The organism is Streptomyces sp. RK62 (assembly GCF_018070255.1).
GTDB classification, from domain to species: domain Bacteria; phylum Actinomycetota; class Actinomycetes; order Streptomycetales; family Streptomycetaceae; genus Streptomyces; species Streptomyces nigra.
Genome location: NZ_JAGPYD010000012.1, coordinates 191,475 through 217,611 on the forward strand (window position 1 = coordinate 191,475; position 26,137 = coordinate 217,611).

A 26,137-nucleotide genomic window follows, 5' to 3' on the forward strand; every position below is an offset into this window, starting at 1 on the left:
GGGAGACCGGCGCCGGGCCCGGAACTCATCGGCCGGGACCGGTCGGACGAAACCCCCCCTTGCGCCGTACGGCCCCCGCACATCCCCGGAAGGACGGCACCGCACGCGCGGTCGTCACCGGCCCGACACGATGCTCTGAGGGGTCCCCGGGCGCGTACGGGACCCGGTCCTCGACGCTGGGAAACGAGACGGCATGCACGACCCCGACCCGCCCTTCCGGCCGGTCCGCAGACCCGACGGCTATCTCCCGCTGGAGGACCTCGGGCTCATCGGCGACGGCACGACCGCCGCCCTGGTCGGCCTCGACGGGTCCGTCCCCTGGCTGTGCCTGCCCCACTTCGACGACGCACCCGTCCTGTGCGGCCTGCTCGACCACGCCCGGGGCGGCCACTTCACCCTCGCGCCCGAGGACCTCAGGGAGGCACGGCAGTTCTACGAGCCGGACACCGGTGTCCTCGTCACCGAACTGCGCGCCGCCACCGGGGTCGTCCGGATCACCGACGCGCTGTCCCTGCGCTCCGGCGCCGACCTCACCGACGACGTGCCGGCCGGCCGCGGGGAACTCGTGCGCTCGGCGCGGGTCCTCGACGGGCACGTCCGGCTGCGCGCCGAACTGGAACCGCGCGGCGGCGCCCGCACCCGGGCCCTGTTCAGCGGACTCGAGGTGCTGCCGTCCGGCCGCCCCGAGCTACGGCTGCACCTGCGCTCCAACCGGCCGCTCGACGGCCTGCGCACCGTCCACGAACTGCGGCAGGGCGAACGGCTCGACGTCGTCCTGTCCTGGGGGCGCTTCCACCGGCACCACCGCTTCGACGCGGAGGAGATGCTGCGCACCACCGCCGACGCCTGGCACCGCTGGATGCGCCACCTCGTCTACGAGGGCCCCGAGGAACCCCTGGTCAGACGGGCCGCGATCACCCTGAAGCTCTGCGACGACTGGGTGCACGGCTCGCTGGTCGCCGCCCCCACGTCCTCCCTGCCCGCCCCGATCGGCGGCATCCGCAACTGGGACTACCGCTACGCCTGGATCCGCGACGCCGCCTACGCCGTGTTCGCGCTGCGCCGTATCGGGTTCGGCGGCGAGGCCGACGCCTTCCTCGGCTGGGTCCTCGACGCCTTCGAGGACAGCGGACAGCCCCGCATCATGTACGGCCTGCGGGGCGGCCCGGTGCCCGACGAGGTCGTGGACGGCGCCCTGGAGGGGTACCGGTGCTCGGCCCCCGTGCGCTGGGGCAACGGCGCCGCCGACCAGCGCCAGCACGACGTGTACGGCGAGATCCTGGACTGCGCCCACCAGTGGCTGCGCGCCGGCGGCGAGATCCAGCCCGCCCTGTGGGCGAGCCTCGCCGGCCTCGCCGACACCGCCGAGCAGGCCTGGCGGCAGCCGGACCAGGGGATCTGGGAGGTCCGCAGCGAAGGCCGGGTGTTCACCTACTCGGCCGGGCTCTGCCAGGTCGCCCTGGACCGGGCCGCGCGGATCGGCGCGCGACGGGGACTGCCCGGCCGGGTCACCGAGTGGCGGGACGCCGCGGACCGGCTGCGGCAGCTCGTCCTGGACTCCTGGGACCCCGGGGCGCGGACCCTCAGCGCGCATCTGGACGGCGGCGGCGTCCTCGACGCCAGTCTGCTCGCCCTCCCGCTGCGCGAGGTCGTGCCGGCCGGTCACCCCCGGATGACGGCGACCACCGCCGCCGTCGCCGAACGCCTGTCCGCGGGCGGCGGCCTGCTGTACCGCTATCTGCACGACGAGTCGCCCGACGGACTCGCCGGTGACGAGGGCGCGTTCGTGCTGTGCAGCTTCTGGCTGGTGGACAACCTCGTCGCCCAGGGCAGGATCGAGGAGGCGGAGAACCTGTACGCCTCGCTGTGCGCCCGGGCGAGCCCGCTCGGGCTGCTGTCGGAACAGATCGATCCCACGACAGGAGCGTTCATGGGGAACTTCCCGCAGGCCTTCAGCCATATCGGAGTGGTCGCGAGCGGGGTGAACCTCGCCAGGGCCCGGGCGGGCGTCCCGCGATGATCGGTCGGCTGGCCGTCTTCGGCGCTACGGGCGACCTCACCGCCCGCTTCCTGCTGCCCGCGCTGGCCGCCCTGCGCGGCGCCGGGCACGTGGGTGACGGCCTGGACCTGCTCTGCGCCGGACGCCAGGACTGGAGCACCGACCAGTACCGGGAGTGGGCGGCGGACCGGCTCGGGCCGTCACGGTCCGAGGACGCCGACGCGGTCGTGGCGTCGGCCCGCTATGTCCGCTGCGATGTCACCGACCCCGACGAGGTCGCCGCCGCCCTCGCCGGGGACGGGCCCGTCGCCGTCTATCTGGCGCTGCCCCCGGCGGTGTTCCCCGCGGCGGTCGTCGCGCTGCACCGGGCCGGCCTGCCGGAGGGCAGCCGGATCGTCCTGGAGAAGCCGTTCGGCGAGGACCTGGCCGGGGCGCAGGAGCTCAACCGGCTGCTCGCCGCGCTCGTGCCGGAGCAGGCGGTGTTCCGCGTCGACCACTTCCTGGCCATGTCGACCGTGCAGAACGTCCTCGGCAGCCGGCTGACCAACCGGGTCCTGGAGCCGCTGTGGAACGGCACGCACATCGCCGAGATCGAGATCGTCTGGGACGAGACCCTCGCCCTGGAGGGCCGGGCCGGCTACTACGACCACGTCGGCGCCCTCAAGGACATGATCCAGAACCATCTGCTGCAGCTGCTGTGCCTGGTGGCCATGGAACCGCCGATCACCCTCGGCGAGCGGGACCTGCGGGACCGCAAGGTCGACGTCCTGCGCTCGGTCCGGCCGCTCACCGAGGAGGACGCCGTACGCCGCACCCGCCGGGCACGCTATCTGCCGGGCCGGATCGGCGACCGTGACATCCCCGCCTACGCCGACGAGGACGGCGTCGACCCGGAGCGCGGCACCGAGACCTTCGCCGAGGTGGAACTGGAGATCGACAACTGGCGCTGGTCCGGATGCGTCTTCCGGCTGCGCAGCGGCAAGGCGCTCGGCACGGACCGCAAGGAGGTGGCCGTGCACTTCCGTTCCGTGCCGCACCTGCCGTTCCGGCACGGCGGGACCGCCGTGCCCAACGTGCTCCGCTTCCAGCTCGAACCGGAGGGACTCACCCTGGACCTCACGGGCACCGGCTCCGGCACCGACGCGTTCACCCCGCTCACCCTTACCGCCCGGATGGACCCGCCGCCCCTGCCCGCCTACGCCCGGGTCCTGCTGGACGTGCTCACCGGCGACCCGGCCCTGTCGATCCGCGGCGACGAGGCGGAGGAGGCGTGGCGGGTCGTCGACCCTGTGCTGTCCGCGTGGCGCAAGGGCCTGGTACCGCTGGAGGAGTATCCGGCCGGCTCGGACGGCCCGCCCGCACGATGACCCCGCACGGCACGGACCCACCCTGCGTGGTGGTCATGGGCGTCTCCGGGACCGGCAAGTCCACGGTGGGCCGGCTGCTGGCCGGACGTCTCGGCGTGCCGTTCGCGGACGCGGACGAACTGCACCCGCCGGCCAACATCGCCAAGATGGCGGCGGGCGTCCCGCTCGACGACGCGGACCGCCTGCCCTGGCTGGAGAGCGTCGGCCGGCTGCTCCACACGCACCGGGAGGACGGCACCGGTGTCGTGGTCACCTGCTCCGCGCTCAGGCGCCGCTACCGGGACGTCCTGCGCGCGGCCTGCCCCGGTGCCTTCTTCCTGCACCTCACCGGTGACCCGCGGCTGCTCACGGAGCGGATCGGGCGGCGCAGCGGCCACTTCATGCCCGCCCGGCTGCTCGCCTCGCAACTGCGGACGCTGGAAGCCCTGGAACCCGGCGAGGACGGGACCTCGATCGATGTGACGCCCCCGCCCGAGGAGGTCGCCGCCACGGCGGCGCGGCTGCTCCGAGGCACCGCGGACGGCACGCCCTGACAACAGGTCAGGACTGCCCCAGGGAGACCACGACGGCGCTCTGCGAGCCGCCGGGGGTGTGGTAGTGCACCGTGTCGCCGGGCTCGTGCCCCAGCAGGGCACGGCCGAGCGGGCTGTCGACGGTGACCAGCGACCCGTCGGAGCCCACGGTGGTCTCACCGACGTGGAACGTCTCCTGCGAGCCGTCGGTGAAGCGCACGGTGACCGTGCTGCCCACGCCCACCCGGTCGTCCCGCGGCGGACCCGCCGTGCCGGCCGTGTCCAGCCGTGTCGTGAGGTCCGTGATCCTGGCGTCGATCCGCCGCAGGTCGTTGGCGCGCTGCAACTCGTCGGCCGCGTCCGCGAGGTCCCCGACCGACGCGTCCGAGTCCCTGAGGGTCGTGGCGACGGTGTCGCGCTCGGTGCGCAGCCGTGACAGCTCCTGCTCCAGGGCCTGGCGAGCGGCGCTGCTGATCGGCGCGGGTTGGCTGGACATGCCTGCTCCTGACGCCGGAGACGATGTGTCCCTATTTTAGACACTTCGCCGGATCCTGACCCGTCCGAGCCTGCCCCGCCGGCCGTCCCGCTCCGCGCCGCCCGCGACCCGCCCGTCAGCCGCCCAGCGCCGTGAGGACCACGGACTTGGCCTCCTCCTGGACCCGCCGCAGATGGTCCGGGCCCTGGAAGGACTCGGCGTAGATCTTGTAGACGTCCTCGGTGCCCGACGGGCGGGCGGCGAACCAGGCGTTGGCGGTGGAGACCTTGATGCCGCCGAGGGCCGCCCCGTTCCCGGGGGCCTCGGTCAGCACCGACGTGACCGGCTCACCGGCGAGCGTGTCGGCGGTGACCTGCTGGGGAGACAACTTCGCGAGCAGCGCCTTCTCCTCCCGGGTGGCGGGGGCGTCGATGCGCGCGTACGCGGGGGAGCCGAACCGTTCGGTGAGCCCGGCGTAGTGCTCGGACGGCGTCCGGCCGGTGACGGCCGTGATCTCGGAGGCGAGCAGCGCCAGGATGATGCCGTCCTTGTCGGTGGTCCACACCGACCCGTCGCGGCGCAGGAAGGACGCGCCCGCCGACTCCTCGCCGCCGAAGCCGAGCGAGCCGTCGGACAGGCCGTCGACGAACCACTTGAATCCGACCGGGACTTCGACGAGTTCCCGGCCGACGTCCGCTGCGACCCGGTCGATCATCCCGGACGACACCAGGGTCTTGCCGACCCCCGCGCCCGCCGGCCACTGCTCCCGGTGCGAGAAGAGATAGGAAATCGCCACCGCCAGATAGTGGTTGGGGTTCATCAGGCCCCCGTCGGGGGTGACGATGCCATGCCGGTCGGCGTCGGCGTCGTTGCCGGTGGCGATGTCGAACCGGTCGCGCCGCTCGATCAGCGACGCCATCGCGTACGGCGAGGAGCAGTCCATGCGGATCTTGCCGTCCCAGTCCAGCGTCATGAAACGCCAGGTCGGGTCGGTGAGCGGATTGACCACCGTCAGGTCGAGCCGGTGCTGCTCGGCGATCCGGCCCCAGTAGGCGACGGACGCCCCGCCGAGCGGGTCGGCGCCGATGCGCACCCCGGCCGAACGGATCGCGTCCAGGTCCAGCACCTGGGGCAGGTCGGCGACGTACGCGCCGAGAAAGTCGTGGCGGCCGGTGCCGGGCGCGGCCAGGGCGCGGCTGTAGGGGATCCGCCGTACGTCCTTCAGGCCGCCCGCGATGATCTCGTTGGCGCGGTCCTGGATCCAGGAGGTCGCCTCGGAGCCGGCGGGGCCGCCGCTGGGCGGGTTGTACTTGAACCCGCCGTCGGCGGGCGGGTTGTGCGAGGGCGTGACCACCACACCGTCGGCGAGTCCGGACGTCCGGTTCCGGTTGTACGTCAGGATCGCGTGGGACACCGCCGGGGTCGGCGTGTACCCGTCGTGCTGGTCGATCAGCACGGTCACGTCGTTGGCGGCGAAGACCTCCAGGGCAGTGACCCGGGCCGGCTCGGACAGGGCGTGGGTGTCCGCCCCCAGATAGAGGGGGCCGTCGGTGCCCTGCAGGGCGCGGTACTCGCAGATCGCCTGGCTCGTCGCGGCGATGTGGTCGTCGTTGAAGGCCGCCGCGAGCGACGAGCCGCGGTGTCCGGAGGTGCCGAACGCCACCCGCTGCCCCGGCTCGGCCGGGTCGGGCCGCAGGGCGTAGTAGGCCGTGACCAGCCGGGCCACATCCACGAGATCCCCGGGCCCCGCGACCTGCCCCGCACGCGCGTCCTGCATGTCCGCTCCTTCGCACACGTCGTCCGATGGGTACGCCCCCATTGTCCCCCGCCCATGACGGCGGGACGCGCCGCGGGCACCCGTTGTGGCGTGTACCCGACCGGTGCGACCATGCACTCCGGCGACGGAAGGGGACACCGACGTGAGGCACGACGACCTACGGCCGCCCGCGGCCGAGCTGTTCGACGCGCTGGGCGCCGACTACGAGAAGGCGTTCGCGCACGCCCCCGCGCATCTGTCCGTGCTGGAGTGGCTGGCCGAGCGGCTGCCGCGAGAAGGGCGGGTCCTCGACGTCGGCAGCGGCACCGGGCGGCCCACGGCGGCGGCCCTGGTGGCGGCGGGCCACTCGGTGCTCGGCGTCGACGTCTCCCCGGTGATGGTCGAACTGGCCTCCCGTCAGGTGCCCGGCGCCGAGTTCCGCCACGCCGACATCCGCGAACTCCCGCTGGAGGAGGGGGCGTTCGACGGCATCTGCGTGTTCTTCTCGCTGCTGCAGATGTCCCGCGCCGACCAGACGGCGCTGGTGCGGCGGCTGGCCTCGGCGCTGCGGCCCGGCGGGCACCTGGTGCTGGCCACGGTGCCCGCCGACGTGGAGGACGTCGAGGTGGTCTTCATGGGCCGGGCGATCCGCGCGACCAGCTTCTCCGAGGAGGGGGTGCTCGCGCTGGTCCGGGACGGGGGACTGACCGTGCTGTCCTCGGACAGCACGGTGTTCACCCCCGACCACCCGGACGGCGGGCCCGAGCCGCATCTGTTCGTGCGCTGCCGCCGCGATTAGACGTGCGTCAGCCGACCGGTGGCATGTCGGTGGGCTCGGAGTCCAGGCCGGGGCGCCGGGCCGACCAGGCGCCCCGGGTGAAGTCCGGGACCTCGACGGGCCGTCCGCCCCGGGCCAGGGACGCGGCGCTCAGCGGCACCGCCGAGCACCAGGAGGCCGAGTCGTAGACGTCGATGTCGGGCACCAGCCCGGCCCGCATCGACTGGACGATCCGCCACTGCAGGACGTAGTCCATGCCGCCGTGCCCGCCGTTGTTCGCGGCGTCGTCCCCGACCTTCCGCCACAGCCAGTGGTCGTACTCCTTGCGGTAGTCGGCGAAGTCCCGCCAGCTGTGCCCGGCGTGGTCCGGCTCCAGATAGACGCGCGCACCGGTCGGCGACGGCCCGGCGTAGTCCTCGACGATGCCGCGACTGCCGGCCAGCGTGTTGATCCTGCTGTACGGGCGGGGTGAACTCACCTCGTGCTCGGCGCGCAGCACCCTGCCCCGGTGTGTGTCGATGAGGCAGGTGATCAGGTCGCCGTTGATGTACGTCTCCTTCCACGACGGGTGGTCGCGCGGCATGAAGCGCGCGCGGTAGTCGGCCAGCCCCTTCGGGGCGGTCGCCGTGGCGCGCAGTGTGGTCATCCGGTCGCCGCGGTTGATGTCCATGGCCGCCGCGATCGGGGCCAGCCCGTGCATCGGGTACAGCGACGCCGTGCTGCGGGTGTGCCACAGCCGCCGCCAGGAGTCCGTGTAGTACGTGTCGGAGAACAGCAGTTCCCGCAGGTCGTGGCAGTAGCCCCCGTGCCCGTTGGTGATCTCCCCGAACAGGCCGTCGTGCGCCATCCGCAGCATGGCCAGCTCGTTGCGGCCGTAGCTGCAGTTCTCCGACAGCAGCAGATGTCTCCGGGTGCGTTCGGAGGTGTCGACGAGGTCCCAGAGCTCGTCGAGCTCGGTCGCGACGGGCAGTTCGACGACGGCGTGCCGGCCGCTCAGCAGCGCCGCCCGGCCGTGCTCGTGGTGGAACTCCCACGGTGTGGCGACGTACACCAGGTCGATGTCGTCGCCTCGCAGCATCTTCGCGTACGCGTCCGCCGAGCCGCCGTACGCGGCGGGCCGGGGCTCTCCCTTGGCCTCCAGCCGGTCGGCGGCGGCGCGGGCACGGTCGGCGCGGATGTCGCACACGGCGGTCACGGTGCAGCCGGGGACGGCCGCCCAGCCGGTGATCATGCCGCCGCCGCGGTTGCCCAGGCCGATGACGGCGACGCGCACGGTCCGGTGCGGCTCGAAGGGCACGCCGATCATCGACTTCTGCCCGGGGCGGCGGCGGGGTTCGCGGCCGGTCGCGGCGGCCGCGGCGGTGACACCGGCGGTGAGGGCGCCGGTGGCGACGGCTCCGCCGAGGAGCAGCCGGCGGGAGACAGCGGGTGCTTCGGACATGACGGCAACACTCCTCAGGGGTGGCGTGCATCAGTGCCGGGACACGGTCGTTCTGTCGCGGCATGACTCTGGAGGCTTCGACCCGTGCATGTCAATACGTGCTCGATAAACAGCGGTTCCGAGCAGGAACGAGCATGGATGCCAGGTGATCTTGGCTGATATACGCTGCTGCCCTTCGAACAGTTCGGCGAATCCGCGCGTCGGATTCGCCTGGCCCGGGGGGGCTTTCCCATGACGACACAAGGACGCGCGGTGCTCGGCCTCGCGCTCACACCCGTTCTCACCCTGGCGGCGGTGACACCGGCCACCGCACAGCCGACGGCGGCCCCGGCCGGCGCCACCACAGCCGTCACCGCCGACCAGCGCGCACCCGGCCCCTGGGCCACCCGGACCCAGCTCGCCCCGAGCCCCACCCCGGGCTCCGCGTCCGGCGGCCTGAACGCCCTCGTGGCGGCGGGGAACGGCACCCTGGTCGCGCTCACCGGCGACGCGCTCTCCCGGTCCACCCGGATCCGGCCCGCCGGCGGCACCCGCTGGCTCGCACCGCAGACCTGGCCGGACGCCGGCGCCTACAACACCGAACTGGTCGCGCTCGGCGACGGCTCGGTACGCCTCGTATGGCGGGCCCGCCGCGCCGACGACCACGGCAGCCACTGGCTGCGGATGGCGACCCTCGCCCCCGGCGCGACCGCGTTCTCCGCACCCGAGTACATCGCCCCGGTCCCCGAGAAGGGGTACCACCACCTCGCCGCAGCGCCCGACGGCCGCCTCGTCGCCGTATGGACGGACTCCGGCGTGGTGAAGGCCGCCGAGAAGGCCGGACCGCAGGCCGCGTGGACGGCGCCGACCGGCCTCAACACACAGCCGCCGTCCGGCAGTCGGGACATCGCGGCCCTGGACCTCGCGGTGGACAGGAACGGCACCGCCCTGCTGGTGTGGCAGTGGCAGCGGACCAAGGCCGTCGTCGCCCTGGAGAAGTCCCGGAGCGCGACCGCCTGGAAGACGGTCACCGGCCTCCCCGTCCCCGCCGCCGACCTGGCACGCCCCAAGGCGTTCGCCCGCCCCCAGGGCGGCTTCGACGTCTTCTACGACGACCAGGAGCATCTCGCGTACACCCGCCGCACCGCCGGATCGACGACATGGAGCGCCCCGCGCGCCGCGGCCGCCACCGGCAGCACCAGCGGGATGACGGCACCCGTCCACCTGCCGAACGGCGACCTCTTCGTCGCGGGCGCCCCCGGCTACGGCACCGGCCCCTGGTACGCGCTGCGTTCGGCGGCCACCGGCACCTGGCAGCCCTTCACCCAGGCCTTCTCCACCCACAAGAAGGTCCGCTCGGTGTCCGCCGCCGCCACCTCGGGCGGCACCGTAACCGTCACCTGGCGGGAGGGCTACTCCGGCGCCGAGTACGCGATGGCCGCCGTCTTCAAGGGCGGCACCTGGTCCGCCGCACACCGGCTCAGCGCGACCGGCGACCGGTTCGCGGGCGCCCCGCAGCTCGCCGCCGACGCCAAGGGCCGCCCGGTCGCCGTATGGGACGAGTACCAGCCGTCCGCCACCGGCGCCACCGTCCTCGACGGAGTCCACCAGGCCACCACCGGCGCCCGCGCCCTGCCCGCGTGGCGCGACCACACGGACGACGGCAAGGCCGACCTGTTCGGCCGGAGCAGCGCCGGGGTCAAGGTGTACGCCGGAGACGCGACCAGGCTCACCGCCCAGAAGCGGAGCAGCAGTTGGCCGTCCGGCACGCTCGTGCTGCCCTACGGCGACCTCGACGGCGACGGCTGCAACGACGTGTTCACCCGCGGCCCCCAGGGCGAGGCCCGGATCCACGTCACGATCTGCGGCGGACAGCCCGACCAGCAGACGTACAGCGTCAAGGTCTCCTCGGACTGGAGCGCTTACGACACCGTCCTGTCACCCGGCGACCTGACCGGCGACGGCCGCCCCGACCTGCTCACCCGCTCCGCCGCAAGCGGGAAGCTCTACCTCTACGCGAACAACGGCGCGGGCGGCTTCAAGGCCCGCACGGTCGCAGGCTCGGGCTTCGGCACGTACAAGCGGCTCATCGCCGCCGGGGACCTCGACCGCGACGGACGGAACGACCTGCTGGCGATCGACAAGTCCAACGAGCTATGGCGCTTCGAGGGGACCGGCCGCGGCACCTTCACGCCACGGGCGCTGGTCTTCAAGGACTGGGGCACGTCCTACAAGGACGTCGTCGGCGGCCTCGACCTGTCCGGGGACGGCAGGGCCGACCTGATCTCGCTCGACAAGCAGGGCCGCGCCTGGCTCAACAAGGGCGACGGACGCGGCGGCTTCGCCAACCGCACCCAGGCCGGCAAGAGCACCGACTGGTCGGGCATCCGCATCTCCTGACGGGACGTCATCGGTCCGGGTGGGCGGCACACGCCGCCCACCCGAACCGCAGGACGAGGGGTCTCAGCCGATCCGCGTCCCCGCGCCGCTCACCCGGACCCGCCGATCACCGGTGCGCAGCGTCACCGTCAACTCGCCCGGACGGCCCAGGTCCTCGCCCTGCAGCAGCGTCAGCACGGCGTCCTCCGGGACCAGGCCCAGCTCGCGGGCGTAGGCGCCGAACGCGGCCGCGGCGGCACCGGTCGCCGGGTCCTCCACGACACCGCCGACCGGGAACGGGTCCCGCACATGGAAGACGGTGGCGGACTCGCGCCACACCAATTGGACGGTGGTCAGGTCCAGTCGGAGCATCAGGGCCTCCAACCGCGCGAAGTCGTACGCGAGATCCGCGAGCCGCTCGCGGGTCGCCGCCGCCAGGACGAGATGGCGGGCCCCGGCGAACGCGATCCGGGGCGGAAAGGCGGGGTCGAGATCACCGGCCCGCCAGTCGAGCGCGGCCAGCGCCTCCATGAGATCGGCGTCCGCGATCTGCTCCAGGCGCGGCTCCACACTGGTGAGAGTCGCCCGGACCGTCCCGCCGTCCTCCGTCACCTCCACCGGCACCACACCGGCCGGCGTCGTGAACACCAGCCCACCCGGCCCGATCCGCTCGGACAGCGCGATCGCCGCCGCGACCGTCGCATGCCCGCAGAACGGCACCTCCGCCTTCGGGCTGAAGTAGCGGATGGTGTACGCCCGCCCGTCCGGACCCCCGCCGTCCGCGGGAGGAGCCGTGAGGAACGCGGACTCCGAGTAGCCGAGGTCCGCGGCGATCGCCAGCATGTCCCCGTCGTCGAGACCTGTCGCGTCCAGGACCACCCCCGCGGGATTGCCTCCCTCCGGCGTGCTGGAGAAGGCGGTGTACCGGAGCACCTCGGGCTGCGCGTTCGTCGTCATGCTCGGGAAACCCGCCCGCTCCCAAGGTCATTCCCCGCGCGCGTTGTTAGGGTGCGTGGCGTGGCAGAGATCAGGAAGGTCCAGATCACGTTCGACTGCGCCGAGCCGGAGCGCCTCGCCCGCTTCTGGTGCGAGGTCCTCGGGTACGTCGTACCGCCGCCCCCGAGCGGCTTCGCGACCTGGGACGCGTACTGGGACGAACGGCCGGAGGAGAAGCGCGGCGCGTGGTTCGCCTGCCAGGACCCCTCCGGGGAGGGACCGCGGCTGTTCTTCCAGCGCGTCCCCGAGGGCAAGGTCGTCAAGAACCGCGTGCACCTCGACGTACGGGTCGCCACCGGACTCGTGGGCGAGGAACGCCTCGCCGCGCTCGAGGCCGAGTGCGCGCGCCTCCTCCCGCTGGGCGCGGTCCGCGAGCGACTGCTGTACGACGGCCACGACGCGTGCATCGTGATGCGGGACATCGAGGGCAACGAGTTCTGCCTCGACTGAGCGGGCGGCCCGCCCCCGGCCTCAGAGGAAGCGCCGGATGGGGGTGACCGCGGCCTCCTTCACGCGCTGCACGGCGGCACGCCGCCGCCACCGGCGCAGATCGATCTCCACGCTCTTCTCGAGGTCGGCCTCGAAGTCCCGGTCCAGCTCGGCCGTGAACTCCTCGTCCAGCACGGCGAGCATGACCTCCTCGTCGTGGTCCATGGACCGCCGGTTGAAGTTGGTGGAGCCGATGAGGGCGGCCACCGAGTCCACGGTGATGATCTTGGCGTGCATCATCGTCGGCTGGTACTGCCGGATGTGCACGCCCGCCTCGAGCAGCCGCGTGTAGTGCTGCTGGCCGGCGAGCTGACAGGCCCGCTGGTCGGTGTAGGGACCGGGCAGCAGTATCTCGACCCGCACCCCGCGCCGCGCGGTGGCGCACAGCAGGTCGACGAAGTACGCGTCCGGCGCGAAGTAGGCGGTGACCAGCCGGAAGCGCTCCTCCGCCGAGGTCAGCATGACCCGGATGAGCGTCTGCATGTCCTGCCAGCCGATGCTGGCGGACCCGCGCACCACCTGTACGACCGACGACCCCTCCTGCCGGTGCTCGGTGAAGCGGTCACGCTCGTCGAACAGTTCCTCGTGGCACTCCGCCCAGTTCTGCGCGAACGCGGCGGCGATCCCGTCCACGGCCGGACCGCGCACCCGCACATGCGTGTCCCGCCACTCCGACGGGTTGCGCGCGTCGCCGCACCACTCCTCGGCGATCCCCACACCCCCGGTGAAGGCGGTGCGCTCGTCGAGGATGAGGGCCTTGCGGTGACAGCGGTGGTTCTGCTTGAACGGGGACAGCCACACGGGCCTGCGGAACCACGCGATCTCCACCCCGGCCGACGCCATGAGCTCCAGCAGCCGCCCCTCGATCTCCTTCGCGCCGAAACCGTCCAGCAGCAGCCGCACACGGACGCCCTCACGGGCGCGGTCGGCGAGGGCGGCGGCGAAGTCGTGGGCGATCTGACCGCGCCAGTAGACGAAGGTCATCATGTCGATGGTGTGCTCGGCCTCGCGGATCGCGCCGAGCATCGCGGGGAAGATCTCGTCGCCGTTGCGCAGCGGAACGAGCTCGTTGCCCTCCGTCGCCGCCACCCCGATGAGCCGCTCCAGACGGCGGCGCAGCCGCTGCTTGCGCTCCGCCGTCGACGCAGGTCTGTCCTGGTCAGGAGTCGGTGCCGGTATGTCGTCGAGTTTCACGTCGGGTCTCCCACAGGGCCTTCACGGATACGTGCTTCAGGGGGCCGCATGAGCGGCCCCCCAAGCGGATGCCCCGTCGGCGCGCCGTCACGCCCATCGGTGGGGCGGGAAGCAGCGGTGGGCGGTCAGCCGCCCATGTACCAGCTGAAGCCGCCGTTGCTGGCCGCGAGCGTGACGAACAGAATCCACAGGAGCACGTCGACCACGCCGAGGACGATGCCGGCCGTCGCCATGCCCGCGCCGTTCTTCGCGCCCGCCTGACGCCGGGCGACCACGCCGAAGACGATGGCCAGCGGGCCGAGGATGATGTTCAGGACGAACAGGCCCACGACGCCGCAGCACAGGCTCGCGATCGCCAGGCCGTTCGTACGCGACCCCGAAGCGGCAGAGGAACCACCGTAACTCGCCATTGCACACTCCCTGTTGCCGGTCGCGCGGACCGAACGGTCCGCGCTCTCCTCACTGTTGGCTGCACCCCGAATGCCCCTTTACAGCGTTCTTATGTCAGCGGACGCGGGAACCGATGAGCCGGGGGAGCGGAGACGGGCCGCAAACTCGTGCGCGGCAATCGGCTCCGGCGGGGCAACGATCGGGCCACCTCGACAGTCGTACGCAGTGCCGAACGCGGCAGTAGGAACGCCCCCTTGGAGGAACGATGAGTCGTCGCGGTGTCGTCGTGGGAACCGCCGTGGTGCTGCTCGCGGGAGCCGGCGCGTCGGCCGGCGCCGCCGGCGCGGACCGGGCCGCCGGACCGGTGGTCGGCCAGGCCGTCGTCAACCAGGGACGTGACGTCGTCGTGGGTACGACACAGGACGTGACCTTCCCCGTCACGGTCACCGGCTCGGGCGACCCCGCCCTGACGTTCGTCGACGTCGACCTGAAGGGACCGAACGGCGGCTTCTACACCACCGACGCCTTCTGCGAGAGCGCCACCGCCTGCACGACCACGTTCACCGTCAACGCGCACCTTCGGCCGGGCGGCGACGACCCGGTCGACCTCACCAACGCGCAGGCCGGCACCTGGTCCGTCGACGCGCTGGCCGACACCGCGGACGGCACGTCCGTCTTCGCCCGGGACCTCGGGTCGTTCTCGCTCAAGCGGGCCGCACGGCTCACGGTGAACGCCTCACCCGAGCCGGCGACCGAGGGCTCCCGGTTCATCGTCACCGGCCGGCTCGAACGGGCCGACTGGGACACCTACCGGTACCGGGGATACGCGGGCCAGATGGTGAAGCTGCAGTTCCGCCCCAAGGACTCCAGCACCTACGCGACCGTCGCGACCGCCAGGACCAGCAGCACCGGCGCCCTGCACATCATGGCCAGAGCGACCGAGGACGGCTATTGGCGCTGGCACTTCGCCGGCACCGCCACCACGGGCGCGGCGAAGGCCACCGGCGACTATGTGGACGTACGCCCCTGAGGGCCGTGCTTCAGTCCTTGCCCCGGACGACGGCCACCGGGCAGTGCGCGTGATGCAGCACCGCCTGGCTGACCGAGCCGAGCAACAGCCCGGCGAAGCCGCCGCGACCCCGGGCGCCCACGACCATGAGCTGGGCGTTCCGGCTGGACTCGATCAGCGTCTCGCGGGGTTCGCCGCTCAGCACCTGCTGCCGGACCACCACGTCCGGGTACCGCTCGGCGAACCCGGCGACCGCCAGCGCCAGCAGTCGCTCCGCCGCCTCCACCCCCGTACCGGCCGGTGCGTAGTCCGGCTGCCACGCGTGCACGGCCAGCAGCTCGGCCCCGCGCAGCGCCGCCTCCGCGAAGGCGAACTCCACGGCACGCTCACCCCGCGGGGACCCGTCGGCGGCGACCACCACCGGCCCGTCGCCGCCCGGCTCGCCACGGACCACGAGGACCGGGCACAGGGCGTGCGCGGCGAGCGACACGGCCGTCGACCCCAGCAGCATCCCGACGAAGCCGCCGACGCCCCGGGCACCGACGACCAGCAGGTCGGCGGCCCGTGACTCGGCCGTCAGCACCTCCACGGCACCGCCCGTCACCACCTCATGGGTGACCTCGATGTCGGGGGCCGCCTCGTGCGCGTGGTCGGCGGCCTCGCGCATCAGCTCTTCCAGCGGGCCCGGGTCCGGTGGTGCGTACATGGGCCGGGTCGGCGGGCCGAAGGCATGCACCACACGCAGCCCGGCACCGCGGCGCCGGGCCTCGAGCGCGGCCGCCTCCACCGCCGCCCTGCAGGACGACGAGCCGTCCACACCGGCGACCACGAGCTTTCCCACCGGACCTCCAGCCATCACCGGGCCCCCGAACGACACGCCTGTCCAAGGATCACTCCGGCCGGGCCGCCCTGCCACCCGACCGGCGCGGACGGCTCACGCCGTCACGATCCGTCCGGGGCCGGGCAGGTCATCGCCGGCGGGCAGAACCAGGCGGCCGCCGTGTCGATCAGCTCCCGCTCGGCGGAGTCCTGGTTGTCGGGACCGTAGGCGACCAGCGCGTAGCGGTTGTCGTCGGCGGCGCGGAAACGGCGGTCGATGACATGCCGGACCGTCCCGGAGTCCGACTCGCCGGCGATCTCGCTGGCCCGGTACTCGTGTTCCGCAGCCGCGTCGGAGGCCCCCTCGAGCGGGCCCAGCTCGATCCGTTCGTATCCGTCCAGCTTGGTCGCCTCCTCCTGGGCGATGACGAGGGAGTCGTACGGCCCGAACTCCTTCACCTGGAAGATCTGCAGCCGGCGCAGACCGTCCGGACTGCTGTAGTTGACCACCCTGATGCCGTACTGCGACGCGCTGTGCTTCGGCGTCCAGTCCGCCGGGACCGCGATACGGAACCCCTCCTCGTCCCGCACCTCCTCGTAGCCGTCGGGCAGGGCGGCCCCGGCCACCGTGGCCGTGTCGGACGGATCCGGCCCGGTGTCCGACGGCTCGGTCCCCGGCTGCTGCTGCTCCTGCTCCGATGCGGTGGGCGGCGGGGGCGGTTCCGGCTCGTCCTTCCAGCCGAAGGCCCAGACGCCGAAGCACATCCCGACCGCCGCCAGGACCATGCCGCCGCGCTGCACCACGCGCCGCTGGCGCGGGAGATCCAGGTCCCGGTCCGTCCGGAGGTCGTGCTCGCGCCGCCCGTCCGCCCAGTCCTGCCGTTCCCTGTCGTACACCTTCATCGCCGTCGTCCCTCCAGGCTGCCGGCCGTCTGCGTTCTCCGGTCGGCTCTCAGCCGAGCAACTGGGCGATGCCCTGCACGACGGCCGTCGCCGAGGCCACGGCGCCGACCGCCGCCGCCTGCGAGCCGAGCCAGTTGCGGACCCTGCCTTGGGCCCGGGTCAGCCGCCCGGGCTCGGCCGTACCGGACCGTGTGATCTCCTCCTGCAGGCCCACGAGTTCGTCGTGCAGCGCGGCGTCCTCCGCCCCGCGGCCGGCCCCGTCGGGCAGCTCGGCGAGCAACTTCCGTACGGCGGTCAGCAGTTCCTGATGGGCGGTGTCGAGTGCGGGAGCACCGGTCGTGTTGTACGAGACGGCCCGGCCCTCCCGCCCGGTGGCGATGGAGCCGCCGGACATCGAGCCGATGACGATGCCGCCCCCGGCTGCGTCCCGGCCCTCCCCGGCGCTCTCGGAGGGCTGCGCCGGGCTGCTGTGCTGGTTCATGCGGGGTGTCCTTCCTGACCGGGGCGTCCGGTGCCGGGCGGGGGAGTGGTGTGCGCGTGCGCCTGTCCGTGGCTGCCGGTGGCGATGGAGCCGCCCGACATGTCCTGGATGAACACGCCGCCACCGCTGACCTGGTAGATGTGCTGCTCGAACTCCTCGGTCCGGTAGCCGTGTTCACGCAGCGCCGTCCGGACGCCGCCCACGATCCGCTCCTCGACCGTCTTGATGTACCGCTCGGCGTCCATGTCCTGGAAGCGCGACAGCTTCTGCTGTGCGGCGAGCGCCCGCAGCGACACCCGGGGCACATCGGGCAGTTCCTCGTCCCGGGGCACGTGCGAGGTGACCGTCCGCCACAGGGTGCCGAACGCGCCGATCGCGCAGTCCAGCCCGATCGCGGGAGCGTGCCGCAGGGCGCGCAGCGCGGCCCTGTGCCACTTCTCCGGCAGCCGCTCCACCAGCGCGTCCACACCGCGGAACTCCTTGCGGATCGGCCCCAGCACGGAGGACTCGGCCTCCAGGACGAGCATCCCGCCCTGGGTGTGCACCCGTACCAGGACCGTGACCACGAGCTGTTCGTGCCAGCCGCCGATCCGGACGCGCAGGAAGACCCGCCGGGCCTCGCCGCCCTCGTCGATCGCCTCGTCCCGGTGCGCGGCGATCTGCTCCGGCTCGTAGACGGCGTACGCGGCGCCCCGGCCCTGCCCGGAGGCGGCGTGGGCGCCCGCGTCGTCCACACCCCCGAGCTCCAGCTCCTCCGCACGGCCGACGCCGCCCGGCAGATACAGGAACCGCTCGATCTCCAGCTCCCGCAGCCGGTCCCGGCCGGTCCGCGCCGCGGACTCCCGCAGCTCCACCAGCTGCGGCTCGATCAGATCGAGCGCGGCACGCGCCGTCAGCCGCTCCCTGGTTCGCGGCACGGCACCGGCCGCCCCGTCGACCTGCGCCGGGATACGGTCCCGGCGGCCGTCGAACACCTTGCGCAGCTCCATCGCGAACGACCAGCTCCGCTTGCGCGTGCCCAGCCCGACGAACGGCTGCTCCACGTCGTACAGGGTGACCGGGGCGTGCTGCTCCCTGCGGATGTCGCGCACCAGGGTGTCGTACGGCGGGCCCGTGGGCAGTCCGGGCTGCGTGGCGGTGCGGAACGTCCACTTCGACAGCCACTGGCACAGCGCCTTGCGGTGCGCGGCCTGGTGCTGCCAGCCGATGAGCGCGATCAGGAGGGGGAAGAGCGCCGGGTACGGCGTCTGCGCGGTGCCGTCGATCAGACCGGCCACGTACCAGTACCAGTACGCGACGACGAGCAGCAGACTGCCCACGGTGGCGAGGCTGCCCATGCCGTCGGCGGCGCGGGCCACCGGGGCCGGCAGCCCCAGCTCCTTCACGGCGGGACCCCGCTCGTTCAGGGCGGCCGCGAGCCACAGGGCGAACGCAACGACGGCGTAGACGTGGGACCAGGGCAGCCACAGCCCGCCGGTGACGTTCTCCTGGCCGAGGTACATCGCGTCGAACGCGATGCCGAAATCCACCTCGGCGCCGGGGCCCCAGCGGTCGGAGACGCTGTCCCACACCATCAGCAGGTCGGAGACGAGGAACCCGGCCCAGGCCGCCAGCATCAGCAGCGCCGTCCGGGTCTCCTGACGGGTGACCCGCAGGGCGTGGGCCAGCACCGGCAGGACGTCCACACCGAGGGAGGGCGCGACGGGCCGCTCGCGATGGCCGACGAGTTCGTCGATGACACGGCGCCGGAAGCCGGCGTCCTGGTAGACGCCGGCACACAGCAGCCGGGTGGCCTCCGTGCGGCCGTGGCGGTCTTCGGCATGACTGGTGCCCGGCACTGTGCTCCCAGGGTCGTGAAGGGTGGTGCTGTCCCGGGCGTGGCCCGGCGGCGCCGGCGCCGCTGTCGTCACGGGGCGGCGAGATGCCGCCGGCCGGGGGACACGGGAACAGGAGCGCGAGGCTAGGGGACCGCGGCCCACGACACGCGCGGCACAAGGCCTTCCTCCCCCGATCCGGTGAACATGCCGCATGCCGCTGGACACCGGCCGCCCGGACGACACTCCGCGCGATTATGAGGGGGCCGGGCGGGACCGGTCAGGAATCGAGAAGCGCGGCGCGCCGGACCCTTCTAGCGTCTTCCTCATGACTTCCATCGACTTCGTCACCCTCGAGGTGGCCGACCCGGCCGCCGCCGAACGCTTCTACACCACCGCCTTCGGACTCACCGGCCAGATCCGGCTCCGGGCCTCCGAGACGCCCAGCACCGGCTTCCGCGGCTTCACCCTGTCGCTCGTCGTGGCCCAGCCCGCCGACGTCGACGCCCTCGTCGACGCGGCGGTGGAGGCGGGCGCCACGACCTTGAAGCCCGCCGCCAAGTCGCTGTGGGGCTACGGCGGTGTCGTCCAGGCGCCCGACGGGACGATCTGGCAGGTGGCCTCCTCGTCCAAGAAGAACACCGGCCCGGCCACCCGGGACTTCCAGGAGATCGTGCTGCTGCTCGGCGTCGAGGACGTCAAGGCCAGCAAGCAGTTCTACGTCGACCACGGCCTCGTGGTGAGCAAGAGCTTCGGCGGCAAGTACTGCGAGTTCGACACCGGCACCGGCCCGGTCAAGCTGGCCCTCTACAAGCGCCGGGGCCTCGCCAAGGTCGCCGGTGTCTCCCCCGAGGGCACCGGCTCCCACCGGCTGGCCATCGCGAGCTCCGCCGGCCCCTTCACCGACCCGGACGCCTTCGAGTGGACGACGGCGGACGTCAACGCGGAGCGGTGACCAGGTCCGGGGTGGATCGCCAGGGCGTTTCTAGGGCGCGCGCGGCGGGCCCTCCGGGGCCGTCAGCAGGGCGAGGTGCGCGATGTCGCCCGGGGGCGGTGTGGTCACGGACCACAGCGGGGCGGCCGACCCGTCGGCGACGGCGGCCGGCGCGTCGGTCAGGTTCATCCGCTCCCGCAGCCGCCCGTAGAAGTCCATCGGCCCCAGCCGTACGGCCCTCAGCCGGCGCGGCGCGGCGTACACACCGATCCAGTCGCCCGGGCCCAGCACACCGCGCAGCTGGCCGTCGATGCTGACCGCCGCCTGCCCGGACCGCTCCAGGATGCGCAGCCCGACCGGCTCGTCCGGCGCGGTGACGACGGACCGGTCGAACGTCATGTGCGGGGCGACCGGCGTGAAGACGAGGGCTTCCGCGCGGGGCGAGACGACCGGACCGCCGGCCGCGAAGCTGTAGGCGGTGGAGCCGGTCGGCGTCGCCACCAGCAGGGCGTCCGCCGAGTAGGACGCCAGCAGCCGCCCCGAGACGTACACGCCCACCGACACCTGCCGGTCGCGGGCGAGCTTCTCCAGTACGACGTCGTTGAGCGCCGTCACGTCCAGGGGGACGCCCCAGTCCTCGTCGACCCTGCAGTCCGTACGCACCCGGGGCGGCGGCAGGAGCGGGCCGCGGCCGTACTCCATCAGGGCCTCCATCCCGGACGGGATCTCCAGGAGGCGGGAGGCGCGCAGGGCGAGCAGGAGGCGGCTGTCGATGTCGAAGCGCCCCTCCCGCACCGCGTCCAGCGCGGACCGCATGGCCGCCGCCGACACCTCGGTCAGGAACCCCACCCGTCCCAGGTCCACCCCGAGCACGAGGGCGTCGTTCTCGGCGGCGAGCCGGGCGCCCCGCAGGAACGTGCCGTCCCCGCCCAGCGTGACGATGAGGTCGGGGTCACCGGCGGCCTCGACCTCGTCACGGGCGTTGTGCCGCCCGCCCTCGTGCCATACGTCGATGTCGGCGCACGGCACACCCAGCTCGGCGCACCAGGCACGGACCGCGGCGGCCGCGTCGACGGCCTCCGGACGCCCTCCGTGCACCACCAGTCCCAGGCGGTTCACCGTCACCGTTGCCTCCAGAGTCTCGTGGTCCCGGCCGGGGCCGCGGATGCGGGGGAGTGGCCTGTGAGACGGAGCCTAGGAATGGGCCACGACCTCGCCGGCCGTCACCAACGGCGCCTGCGGGAGCAGCTCGGCCAGCCGCTCCCGTACGAAGCCGGCGGCACGGGCCGTCGACTCCTCGGCGCCCGCCCGGTCCTCGAACACACCGGTCGACAGCATCACGCCGCCACCGGCGTCGACCCAGTAGTAGGCCACGAACCCGGGGACCTGGCGCAGGATCGGCACGAACTCCTCCCCGACCCGGCGTCCCGCCTCCGCCGGATCGGTCACCCCTTCGTACCGCCGCACCACTGCGTACATGCCCACTCTCCTCCAGGTCGTGAGGTCGGTCCGCAGACGCCGTACCCGCCGCCGCCCGGGCGACGGGCCCGGGTGGGCGTAAATCACCGGAAAGACCCCGGCGGCTGGTCCGTTCGGAGGCGGCGAGCGGTGTGGAGGGTCAGTCCGACTGCTCCGGGGCGGCCTCGGTGGGCGCGGACGGCTCGGCCGCCGTGTCGGGGACGGTGTAGAAGACGGACCGCCCCTGCTTGCTGCGGTGCGCCTGGTTCCGGGCGACGAGCCCTTCGAGCGTGCTGCGCACGACCGTCGCCTTCACGCCGCGCTCGGGGTGCTGCTCGGCCAGCGCCGAGGTGATCTCGGCGGCGGAGCGGGGCTCCTCGTGAGCGGCCAGATGGTCGCGCACGAGTTCGACGAGTGACGGTGTGGACGGGGTGGACGAGGAGGCCGCTTCGGCGGTCCCGGCAGCGGTCTCGGCGGTGGACTTCGTGGCCTTCTTGGCGCCGCTCCGCTTGCGGTTCGTGGTGGCGGCGGCCTTGCCCTTCGCCCGCTTGGCCGGGCGTGTCGGCTTCGTCCGCTCGGCGGGGCCGGACGCCTTCGTACGCCGGGCGGCACGCGGGGCGGGCACGGCCGCGACGGCCTCCTGCTCTGCTTCCGTGCCGGGCTCCTCGGCTGTGACGGCGGGCTCCTGCGGGGCCCCGATCGCCCGCTGGATGTTCTCCAGGACGGCCTGATCGTGCCGCAGGGCGGCCAACTGCCCCTGCAACGCCTCGATCTCACCGGCGATGCGGTCCTGTTCCTTGCGGTTGCGCTCCAGGTCGGCCGTCACCTGTGCGCTGTACTGCGAGGTCAACTCGGTGACCGTGGTGCTGTTTCCGGACATGACGCGTGGCACCTCTCTCTACGTGTCCCTGTCGCGGACACCGGGTCCGCACGTATTGCGAAATCTAACGTGTGAAACGCGGGTAGGGCCGTCGTGCGTCGTTCGATCGATTGCCAACGCACAGGTTCGAGGCGGTGTTTCGGATGCCGCCGGGCCGAGTCCACCCCCTTCCCGGAGCACCACGGCACGGCTGCTTTCAGCCAGAAAGGAATCTGGTCCAACCAGTTGACCAGTGCCGGTGGCCGCTGACACGGTGTGGCCATGACAGAGCAGCGCATCCGTCGCGAGGCGGTCTCGGACCAGCTGTTCACGCTGCTCCGGGACCGCGTCCTCAGCGGTGCCCTCGCCCCCGGCACCGCGCTCACCGCGGAGCGCGACCTGGCCGCGGAGTTCGCAGTGAACCGGCACGCGGTACGGGAGGCGGTGAAGCGGCTCCAGCAGGCGGGGCTCGTCGAGGTCAGCCACGGCGGACGCACCCGGGTCCTCGACTGGCGGCGCAGGGCCGGCCTGGACCTGGCCCTGCAACTCGCCCAAAGCGACGGCCTGTCCACGTCCTACGACCTCAGCCGCGACATCCTCGAGATGCGGGCGTCCATCGGCGCGGACGCGGCCCGGCTGTGCGCCGCGCGCTGCACCGAGCGGACGGCGTCCGAGATCGTGGGCGCGGCGGCGGCCTACGCCCATCGCGGCCCGGATCTCGCCGATCTGGCGGCGGCGGACGTGGCGTGGTGGCGTCTGATCGTGGAGGGCTCCGAGAACATCGCCTATCTGCTGGCCTTCAACACCCTGGTCGCCGACCGCTTCACCGCCGGCGAGGTGCCGGTCGAACTGCGCGCGACCGAACTGCTGGACATGGCCGGGCACATGAAGCTGGCCGCGCTGGTCGCCTCGCGCGACGAGAAGGGCGCCGAGGCGGCGGCCCGCGCCCTGCTGGCCCGCAGCGTCCCCGCCGCCCACCCCACCCGGGAGCCCGAAGGAGGTCCGGCGTGATACCCGCCGTCGTCTACGCCATCCCCGCGTTCGTCCTGCTGGTCGCCGTGGAGGCGCTGTCGTACCGCTTCCTGCCGGACGACGACGAACGCGGCTACGAGGTACGCGACACCGCGACGAGCATGTCGATGGGCGCGGGCAGCCAGGTCATCGCCCTGCCGTGGAAGGCGGTGGTGATCGTCGCCTACGCCGCTCTCTACAGTGTGGCGCCCTGGCAGTTGTCGCCAGGGTCGGTGTCGACCTGGGTGCTGCTCTTCTTCGCCGAGGATCTCGCCTACTACGCCTTCCACCGCGCACACCACCGGGTGCGGCTGCTGTGGGCGAGCCATGTGGTCCACCACTCCAGCGTGCGGTTCAACCTGTCGACGGCGCTGCGGCAGAGCTGGACGCCGATGAGCGGGCTGCCGTTCTGGATGCCGCTCGCTCTGCTCGGCATTCCGCCGTGGATGATCCTGCTCCAGCAGTCGATCAGCCTGATCTACCAGTTCTTCCTGCACACCGAGCGCGTGGACCGCCTGTGGCGCCCGATCGAGTTCGTCTTCAACACGCCGTCCCACCACCGCGTCCACCACGGCTCCAACAACGTGTACCTGGACCGCAATTACGGCGGCATCCTCATCATCTGGGACCGCCTGTTCGGGACGTTCCAGCCGGAGGGCGAGCGTGTGGTGTACGGCCTCACGAAGAACATCGACACGTACAACCCACTGCGCGTCGCCTTCCACGAGTACACGGCGACCTGGCACGACATCCGGACGGCCACCCGCTGGCGCGACCGAGCGGGCTACGCGTTCGGCCCACCGGGGTGGGCCCCGCAGCCCAGGCACTGAGCGCGGGTGGCCGTATCCGAAGGGATGCCGGTCACGCTCCGAAGGGATGCCCGGTCACGCCCTGACCGGCTCCCCGCCGTTGTCTCAGGGCGTGAGGACGACCTTCTCGCAGTGGTCCTTCTTGTTCTTGAACAGGTCGTAGCCGGTCGGTGCCTCGGTCAGGGGCAGCCGGTGGGTGATGATCCGGGTGGGGTCGATCTTGCCCTGCTCGATCATGCCAAGGAGCGGCCGCATGTACTTCTGCACGTGGCACTGGCCGGTCCGCAGGGTCAGTGACCTGTTCATCCAGGCACCCGCCGGGAACTTGTCGATCATCCCGCCGTAGACGCCGATGACCGAGACCACGCCGCCGCTCCGGCAGGACATGATGGCCTGGCGCAGGGCGTGCGGCCGGTCGGTCTCGGAGCGGGCCGCCTGCTTGGCACGGTCGTAGAGGTGGATGTGGGAGGCGCCGTGTGTGGCCTCCATGCCGACCGCGTCGATGCACTTGTCGGGGCCACGGCCGCCGGTGAGTTCGAGCAGGGCGGACCGCACGTCGGTGTCCTCGAAGTTGACGGTGGTGTAGCCCTGGGCGGCGGCCATGTCGAGGCGGTAGGTCTCCTTGTCGATGGCGATGACCTTTTCCGCGCCCAGGACCCGCGCGCTGTCCATGGCGAACTGGCCGACCGGCCCGGCACCCCAGACGGCGACGACGTCACCTTCCTCGATGTCGCACATGTCGGCGCCCATGAAACCGGTCGGCAGGATGTCGGACAGGAAGAGGACCTGCTCGTCGGTCAGGTCCGATTCGATCTTGAGGGCGTTGGTGTCGGCGAGCACCACCCGCGCGTACTCGGCCTGGCCGCCGGCGAAGCCGCCGGTGAGATGGGAGTACCCGTAGATGCCGCAGGTGGGATGACCGAACATCTTCTCCGAGACGCCGGCGTTGGGATTGCTGTTCTCGCAGCACGAGTACAGCTCCGCGCGGCAGGACGCGCAGGCGCCGCAGGCGATGGGGAAGGGCACCACGATCCGGTCGCCGACGCGCAGTTTCCCGTCGCCGATGCCGGGGCCCACCTCGACGACTTCACCCATGAACTCATGGCCCAGGATGTCGCCCTTCTGCATGGTGGGCACGTAGCCGTCGACCAGATGGAGGTCGGAGCCGCAGATCGCCGTCGCGGTGATCTTCACGATGACGTCGCGGTCGTTCAGGATCGAGGGATCGGGAACGTCCTGCACCTCGACCGAGTTGCGTCCCGTCCAGCAGTTGGCCTTCATGCCAGGGCCTCCTTCAGTTCGTCCTCGGTCAACGGCCGGGCGGGGTGCTGCGGGAACTCGCCCCGGGCGCGCTTGCCGCCGGGGGCACCCTCGGAGCGGACGACCTCACCGATCTCCGCGATCTGCTTGAAGCGGCGGAGGTCGTCGTCCAGTTGCTGGTGCGGCTCCTCGCCGAAGTAGCGGGCCGCGGCCTTGCCCAGCGGTCCGCCGGGCAGGTCGTAGCGCAGGGACACCCGTATCTCCGTGCCCCGGCCGCCCGGAGCCGGCACGAAGCGGACTTCGCCCGAGTTACCGATGTCGGCACCCTCCACCGACCGCCACGCGATCAGTTGGCCGGGGACGTCGTGCGTGGTCTCGGCGTCCCATTCGACCGTCCTGCCGAACGGCGCGCGGGCCTTCCAGTGACTGGTGCGCTGGCCGGTCACCCGCACCTCGTCCAGGTGCGCCATGAAGTCCGGCAGGCGCTCCAGGTCCTTCCAGAGGGCGTAGGCCTCGTCCGGGGACCGGGTGACGGTGGTCGTCGCGGTCAGTTCCATCGGCTTGCTCCCACGCGTGCGGGTCACGGCCGCGTAGACGTCCGTGGCGGTGATGGCGGTGACCGCCGCCGTCGCGGCGACGGTGCGCCCGAGGCCGCGCCCGTCGTGGTTCTTCAGGGCCCGGGCGAGCATCGTCAGATCCATGAGGTCGCCGCCGACGCGCCCCCAGAGCCAGACGGGATGCGGCCGCCCCAACAGCCCGGCGGCCGCCACGAGTTCACGCACGCCGACGGCGGTCGCGGCCGACCGGTGCCGGGGGGCGTCGCCCACGCCCAGGGTCCGCGTGAAGTCCGCAGGGGCGACGACCTGGGGCACGCCCAGGAACGCACTGGCCCAGCCGAGGCCACGTACGAGCGGATCGTGTCGCAGGCGGGAGGTGGGGCGGGTCTCTGTGGTCATCGGTGCTCCTCACATGCGCGGAGGCGGACGGAACGGAAGGAGGTGAGCCATGTCATGGGGGACCCAGGG

General features: G+C 72.6%; 25 protein-coding genes. 10 read left to right on the forward strand and 15 right to left on the reverse strand.

The features are described 5' to 3' along the window. The first annotated feature begins 193 nt into the window (after positions 1-193). From KBY32_RS24015 to KBY32_RS24025, 3 genes are read left to right on the forward strand one after another with little or no spacing between them, the layout of a single operon-like run. On the forward strand, positions 194-2,020 hold the full coding sequence (locus KBY32_RS24015; RefSeq protein WP_210981571.1) for a glycoside hydrolase family 15 protein: 1,827 nt from the start codon (positions 194-196) through the stop codon (positions 2,018-2,020). Then, positions 2,017-3,366 (forward strand): glucose-6-phosphate dehydrogenase, encoded by a 1,350-nt coding sequence (locus tag KBY32_RS24020; protein ID WP_210981572.1) that lies wholly within the window; start codon positions 2,017-2,019, stop codon positions 3,364-3,366. The genes KBY32_RS24015 and KBY32_RS24020 overlap by 4 nt, the downstream gene beginning before the upstream one ends. 35 nt (positions 3,367-3,401) lie before the next feature. Next, on the forward strand, positions 3,402-3,899 hold the full coding sequence (locus KBY32_RS24025) for a gluconokinase (RefSeq protein ID WP_374224987.1): 498 nt from the start codon (positions 3,402-3,404) through the stop codon (positions 3,897-3,899). 7 nt (positions 3,900-3,906) lie between these two features. On the opposite strand, the gene KBY32_RS24030 is transcribed toward KBY32_RS24025, so the two are convergent. Together KBY32_RS24030 and pgm are read right to left on the reverse strand one after the other, a co-directional pair. Then, complete coding sequence (locus KBY32_RS24030) at positions 3,907-4,374, reverse strand: GreA/GreB family elongation factor (protein ID WP_055620208.1); 468 nt, start codon at positions 4,372-4,374, stop codon at positions 3,907-3,909. 115 nt (positions 4,375-4,489) lie between these two features. Continuing rightward, positions 4,490-6,130 (reverse strand): phosphoglucomutase (alpha-D-glucose-1,6-bisphosphate-dependent), encoded by a 1,641-nt coding sequence (gene pgm, locus KBY32_RS24035; RefSeq protein ID WP_115505310.1) that lies wholly within the window; start codon positions 6,128-6,130, stop codon positions 4,490-4,492. 142 nt (positions 6,131-6,272) lie between these two features. Here pgm and KBY32_RS24040 point away from each other — a divergent pair, with 142 nt between their 5' ends. After that, complete coding sequence (locus tag KBY32_RS24040) at positions 6,273-6,908, forward strand: class I SAM-dependent methyltransferase (RefSeq protein WP_210981574.1); 636 nt, start codon at positions 6,273-6,275, stop codon at positions 6,906-6,908. A gap of 7 nt (positions 6,909-6,915) precedes the next feature. Here KBY32_RS24040 and KBY32_RS24045 read toward each other — a convergent pair whose 3' ends face one another. Beyond that, entirely contained in the window at positions 6,916-8,328 is a 1,413-nt protein-coding gene (locus KBY32_RS24045) for a Gfo/Idh/MocA family protein (RefSeq protein ID WP_210981575.1), read from the reverse strand. Positions 8,329-8,559: 231 nt separating this feature from the next. On the opposite strand from KBY32_RS24045, the gene KBY32_RS24050 reads away from it, so the two are divergent. Next, positions 8,560-10,707 carry a VCBS repeat-containing protein gene (locus KBY32_RS24050; protein WP_210981576.1) on the forward strand — a complete coding sequence of 716 codons (2,148 nt, stop codon included), beginning with the start codon at positions 8,560-8,562 and terminating at the stop codon, positions 10,705-10,707. A 63-nt stretch (positions 10,708-10,770) separates the two neighbouring features. Here KBY32_RS24050 and KBY32_RS24055 read toward each other — a convergent pair whose 3' ends face one another. Further along, entirely contained in the window at positions 10,771-11,643 is an 873-nt protein-coding gene (locus KBY32_RS24055) for a PhzF family phenazine biosynthesis protein (RefSeq protein WP_210981577.1), read from the reverse strand. Between the two features lie 60 nt (positions 11,644-11,703). Here KBY32_RS24055 and KBY32_RS24060 point away from each other — a divergent pair, with 60 nt between their 5' ends. Beyond that, positions 11,704-12,132, forward strand: coding sequence for a VOC family protein (locus KBY32_RS24060; protein ID WP_210981578.1), 429 nt, complete (start codon positions 11,704-11,706; stop codon positions 12,130-12,132). 21 nt (positions 12,133-12,153) lie between these two features. Here KBY32_RS24060 and KBY32_RS24065 read toward each other — a convergent pair whose 3' ends face one another. Both KBY32_RS24065 and KBY32_RS24070 read right to left on the reverse strand, forming a co-directional pair. After that, positions 12,154-13,365, reverse strand: coding sequence for a phosphatidylserine/phosphatidylglycerophosphate/cardiolipin synthase family protein (locus tag KBY32_RS24065; protein ID WP_374224988.1), 1,212 nt, complete (start codon positions 13,363-13,365; stop codon positions 12,154-12,156). A 125-nt stretch (positions 13,366-13,490) separates the two neighbouring features. Further along, entirely contained in the window at positions 13,491-13,775 is a 285-nt protein-coding gene (locus KBY32_RS24070; RefSeq protein WP_055620215.1) for a DUF4190 domain-containing protein, read from the reverse strand. A 245-nt stretch (positions 13,776-14,020) separates the two neighbouring features. Between KBY32_RS24070 and KBY32_RS24075 the strand changes: the two genes are divergently transcribed. After that, the gene (locus KBY32_RS24075; RefSeq protein ID WP_210981579.1) at positions 14,021-14,785 is read left to right on the forward strand and encodes a calcium-binding protein; all 765 of its coding nucleotides are present in this window, start codon (positions 14,021-14,023) and stop codon (positions 14,783-14,785) included. Positions 14,786-14,795: 10 nt separating this feature from the next. Here the strand turns inward: KBY32_RS24075 and KBY32_RS24080 are convergent, their stop codons facing one another. The 4 genes from KBY32_RS24080 to KBY32_RS24095 all read right to left on the reverse strand — a co-directional run bounded on the left by KBY32_RS24080 (position 14,796) and on the right by KBY32_RS24095 (position 18,805). Continuing rightward, positions 14,796-15,620, reverse strand: coding sequence for a universal stress protein (locus KBY32_RS24080; RefSeq protein ID WP_210981580.1), 825 nt, complete (start codon positions 15,618-15,620; stop codon positions 14,796-14,798). Positions 15,621-15,706: 86 nt separating this feature from the next. Next, positions 15,707-16,486: a hypothetical protein gene (locus KBY32_RS24085; protein ID WP_210981581.1), complete on the reverse strand. Its 780-nt coding sequence runs from the start codon at positions 16,484-16,486 to the stop codon at positions 15,707-15,709. A gap of 49 nt (positions 16,487-16,535) precedes the next feature. Then, complete coding sequence (locus KBY32_RS24090) at positions 16,536-16,967, reverse strand: hypothetical protein (protein ID WP_210981582.1); 432 nt, start codon at positions 16,965-16,967, stop codon at positions 16,536-16,538. Next, positions 16,964-18,805 carry a hypothetical protein gene (locus KBY32_RS24095; RefSeq protein ID WP_210981583.1) on the reverse strand — a complete coding sequence of 614 codons (1,842 nt, stop codon included), beginning with the start codon at positions 18,803-18,805 and terminating at the stop codon, positions 16,964-16,966. Before KBY32_RS24095 ends, KBY32_RS24090 begins: the two co-directional genes overlap by 4 nt. A gap of 304 nt (positions 18,806-19,109) precedes the next feature. Here KBY32_RS24095 and KBY32_RS24100 point away from each other — a divergent pair, with 304 nt between their 5' ends. Beyond that, positions 19,110-19,736 carry a glyoxalase gene (locus KBY32_RS24100; RefSeq protein ID WP_210981584.1) on the forward strand — a complete coding sequence of 209 codons (627 nt, stop codon included), beginning with the start codon at positions 19,110-19,112 and terminating at the stop codon, positions 19,734-19,736. Positions 19,737-19,766: 30 nt separating this feature from the next. Here KBY32_RS24100 and KBY32_RS24105 read toward each other — a convergent pair whose 3' ends face one another. The 3 genes from KBY32_RS24105 to KBY32_RS24115 form a co-directional block, all read right to left on the reverse strand. Then, positions 19,767-20,840 carry an NAD(+)/NADH kinase gene (locus KBY32_RS24105; RefSeq protein WP_210981585.1) on the reverse strand — a complete coding sequence of 358 codons (1,074 nt, stop codon included), beginning with the start codon at positions 20,838-20,840 and terminating at the stop codon, positions 19,767-19,769. A gap of 69 nt (positions 20,841-20,909) precedes the next feature. Further along, positions 20,910-21,194: a hypothetical protein gene (locus KBY32_RS24110; protein WP_115505300.1), complete on the reverse strand. Its 285-nt coding sequence runs from the start codon at positions 21,192-21,194 to the stop codon at positions 20,910-20,912. A 139-nt stretch (positions 21,195-21,333) separates the two neighbouring features. Next, the gene (locus KBY32_RS24115) at positions 21,334-22,053 is read right to left on the reverse strand and encodes a hypothetical protein (RefSeq protein WP_210981586.1); all 720 of its coding nucleotides are present in this window, start codon (positions 22,051-22,053) and stop codon (positions 21,334-21,336) included. 261 nt (positions 22,054-22,314) lie between these two features. Between KBY32_RS24115 and KBY32_RS24120 the strand changes: the two genes are divergently transcribed. Both KBY32_RS24120 and KBY32_RS24125 read left to right on the forward strand, forming a co-directional pair. Continuing rightward, a complete protein-coding gene (locus tag KBY32_RS24120) occupies positions 22,315-23,043 on the forward strand; it encodes a FadR/GntR family transcriptional regulator (RefSeq protein WP_210981587.1) in 729 nt (242 codons plus the stop codon). After that, the gene (locus KBY32_RS24125) at positions 23,040-23,873 is read left to right on the forward strand and encodes a sterol desaturase family protein (RefSeq protein ID WP_308293786.1); all 834 of its coding nucleotides are present in this window, start codon (positions 23,040-23,042) and stop codon (positions 23,871-23,873) included. The genes KBY32_RS24120 and KBY32_RS24125 overlap by 4 nt, the downstream gene beginning before the upstream one ends. Before the next feature lie 84 nt (positions 23,874-23,957). On the opposite strand, the gene KBY32_RS24130 is transcribed toward KBY32_RS24125, so the two are convergent. Continuing rightward, complete coding sequence (locus tag KBY32_RS24130) at positions 23,958-25,133, reverse strand: zinc-dependent alcohol dehydrogenase (protein ID WP_210981588.1); 1,176 nt, start codon at positions 25,131-25,133, stop codon at positions 23,958-23,960. Beyond that, positions 25,130-26,068: an SRPBCC family protein gene (locus KBY32_RS24135; RefSeq protein WP_210981589.1), complete on the reverse strand. Its 939-nt coding sequence runs from the start codon at positions 26,066-26,068 to the stop codon at positions 25,130-25,132. The genes KBY32_RS24130 and KBY32_RS24135 overlap by 4 nt, the downstream gene beginning before the upstream one ends. Positions 26,069-26,137: the final 69 nt, after the last annotated feature.